At 60.9% G+C, this 2,587-nt stretch carries 2 protein-coding genes; both read left to right on the top strand.

Annotated elements, in window-relative coordinates; genetic code table 11:
* The first annotated feature begins 63 nt into the window (after positions 1-63).
* On the top strand, positions 64-1,029 hold the full coding sequence (locus QJT82_RS45240) for a sulfatase-like hydrolase/transferase (protein WP_080687014.1): 966 nt from the start codon (positions 64-66) through the stop codon (positions 1,027-1,029).
* A 163-nt stretch (positions 1,030-1,192) separates the two neighbouring features.
* A complete protein-coding gene (locus QJT82_RS45235) occupies positions 1,193-2,224 on the top strand; it encodes an HAD family hydrolase (protein WP_028344494.1) in 1,032 nt (343 codons plus the stop codon).
* Positions 2,225-2,587 lie beyond the last annotated feature (363 nt).

Genomic DNA, 2,587 nt, shown 5'->3' with positions numbered 1-2,587 from the left:
CAGATCAGGAGCTGCCTTCAGAATCCCTTTTCTTCGATTTGGCAACTACTTGCACGCGCACACATGCGATTCCCCTGGATCGATAAGGGGCCACAGGTCGTGGAGGCCGCGCGTGGCGAGCCGCTCAAAGCGGTGAAACCCTACACGGCGGATGTGCGGCGCGAGATCGACTGGGAGCTGGCGGAGCGCGGCGTCGATTTCATGCGGCGCCAGAAGGCCGTCGGCAAACCGTTCTTCCTCTATCTGCCGATATCGCGGACGCACTTTCCGAACCTGCCGTCAAAGCGGTTCGAGGGCCAATCCCGCGTCGGCCAGTTCGGTGATTCCCTGATGGAAGGCGATGCCATCGTCGGCAGAATGCTCGATGCACTCGATCAGCTCGGTCTCGCGCGCGACACCATCGTGGTGTTCGCGTCCGACAATGGCCCTGACGGTCCCGTCTCGCGCCCATTCGGCGGCGACATGCCGGACATGGGCTCGTCCGGGCCGTGGCGCGGGGCGCTGGGTGACATAAGTGAAGGATCGATCCGCACTGCCGCCATCATTCGCTGGCCGGAGCGAGTAAGGCCTCGATCGTCCAACGCCATGTTTTCGATCATGGATTTCTTCCCGACCTTCGCGCGGATAGTCGGCGGCAAGGTGCCGGATGATCGCCCGATCGACGGCATCGACCAGACCGACCTGCTGCTTGGCGGGAACGACAACGGGCGTCGCGAAAATCTCCTAACCTTCGTCGGCCCGTCTCTCGTTGCGGTGCGCTGGAAGCAGTTCCGCATCTATTTTGTCGACGTGGCGCCGGGCCGCAGCGGCGCCGGCGGCGCGACCCTCTTGGGAGGAGTCGGCGCCAGCGCAGCACCGATGAACGGCTATCCCAAGGTGTTCAATATCGAAGCGGACCCCCACGAAGAACACAACATCGGAGAGATGTACGAATGGGTGATCGGCCCGGCGCTGAAGACGGTCGAGGAATACAAGGCAAGCCTCGTGAAATCGCCGAACCCGCCGGCCGCGAACATGACTCGCTTTTGAACAGCGACCTGCGGCAACGTGATTCAACGCCATGGAGATCGAGGATGAGTACGACCCCGAACACCTGGCCCAGCATTCTCGCCATCGTGGGCGACGACATCGGCCATTGCAACATCAGCGCCTTCAACTGTGGCACCGAGCGGCACTATCCGGGGAGGCGATCATGAATCCGCAGTTTCCTCACATGGACCGCCGCGTCCTCCTCTCCTCGCTGGCGACCGTCCCCTTGCTCTCTGCTTTGCTTCGTTCCGCGCCAGCGGTGGCGCAAGCGCAGCGCGATCCATTGCCGTCATGGAACGAGGGCGAGACCAAGGCTTCGATCCTCGATTTTGTCACCCGCGTCACGACGCAAGGCGGACCCTTCTTCGTTCCTATCGAGCAGCGCATCGCGACCTTCGATAACGACGGCACCCTTTGGGTCGAGCAGCCGATGTATGTGCAATTGGCCTTCGCCCTCGACCGAGTGAAGGCGCTGGCGCCAATGCATCCGGACTGGAAGACCAAGCAGCCGTTCGCAGCGGTGCTGGACGATGACCTGAAGGCGTTGGCGGCTTCCGGCGAAAAAGGATTGGTCGAAATCATTGCCGTGACGCATGCCGGCATGACGACGGCTGAATTCGAGAGGATCGTCACCGATTGGCTCGCGACCGCGCGAGATCAGCGCTTCAAGCGGCCCTATACTGAACTGATCTATCAGCCGATGCTGGAATTGCTGGCCTATCTTCGGTCCAACGGCTTCAAGACCTTCATCGCGTCAGGCGGCGGCATCGAGTTCATGCGTCCGTGGACTGAGAGGATTTACGGAGTGCCGCCGGAGCATGTCATTGGGTCGTCGATCAAGACCCGGTTCGAGATGAAAGACGGCGCGCCAACGCTTTTCCGGCTGCCCGAAGTTAACTTCATCGATGACAAAGCAGGAAAGCCGATCGGTATCAACGAGCACATCGGCCGGCGTCCGATCGCAGCATTTGGAAACTCCGACGGCGATCTCGAAATGCTGCAATGGGCAACGCTCGGCTCCAGCGGCGCACGGTTCGGTCTGATCGTCCATCATACCGACGCCGAGCGCGAATATGCCTACGACCGCCAGTCACATTTTGGCAAACTCGAAATAGCGCTCGACGCCGCGGCGGTGAACAGGTGGACCGTGGTCGACATGAAGAAGGACTGGAGGCGGATCTTTGCATTCGAATAGGTGAGATCACCGGCTAACCTTGGCACGCCCTGTACCCAGCGGATGTTCGGGGCCGGCCCGAAGTTGACTCGCAGTCGGCGCCTACCCATCGAAAAAGGCTGGAACTTCATGGTTCGCATTCATCGTCCACGCGCCGCAGTAATGAACGGGACGCGGAGCTTTCCCGAAGCGTGCCCAGCGAACTAGCCATGTCAGCTTGTGGCCCTTAGCCGACGTTTGCTCAGAATGCCCCTATGTCCGCTGCCGCGAGGGAAGCCGACCAAGGTCGAGCGAGCCGTCGTGGTCGGCTTTTGACCCTGGCTGTGTGAAAACATAGTGCCGCTGTTATGATTCTCCCGTGATTCTGAGGGGGAATCGATGAGG

Origin of the sequence: Bradyrhizobium sp. Mp19 (assembly GCF_029952935.1) — a bacterium.
In the GTDB taxonomy this organism is placed as follows: Bacteria; Pseudomonadota; Alphaproteobacteria; order Rhizobiales; family Xanthobacteraceae; genus Bradyrhizobium; species Bradyrhizobium elkanii.
Note: the sequence above shows the minus strand (reverse complement) of the source record. Positions and strands in the feature narration are given on the sequence as shown.

Excerpts from the sequence above, each read along its gene's own strand:
- QJT82_RS45240 (WP_080687014.1), top strand. The coding sequence starts at position 64 with ATGCGATTCCCCTGGATCGATAAGGGGCCACAGGTCGTGGAGGCCGCG.
- QJT82_RS45235 (WP_028344494.1), top strand. The coding sequence starts at position 1,193 with ATGAATCCGCAGTTTCCTCACATGGACCGCCGCGTCCTCCTCTCCTCG.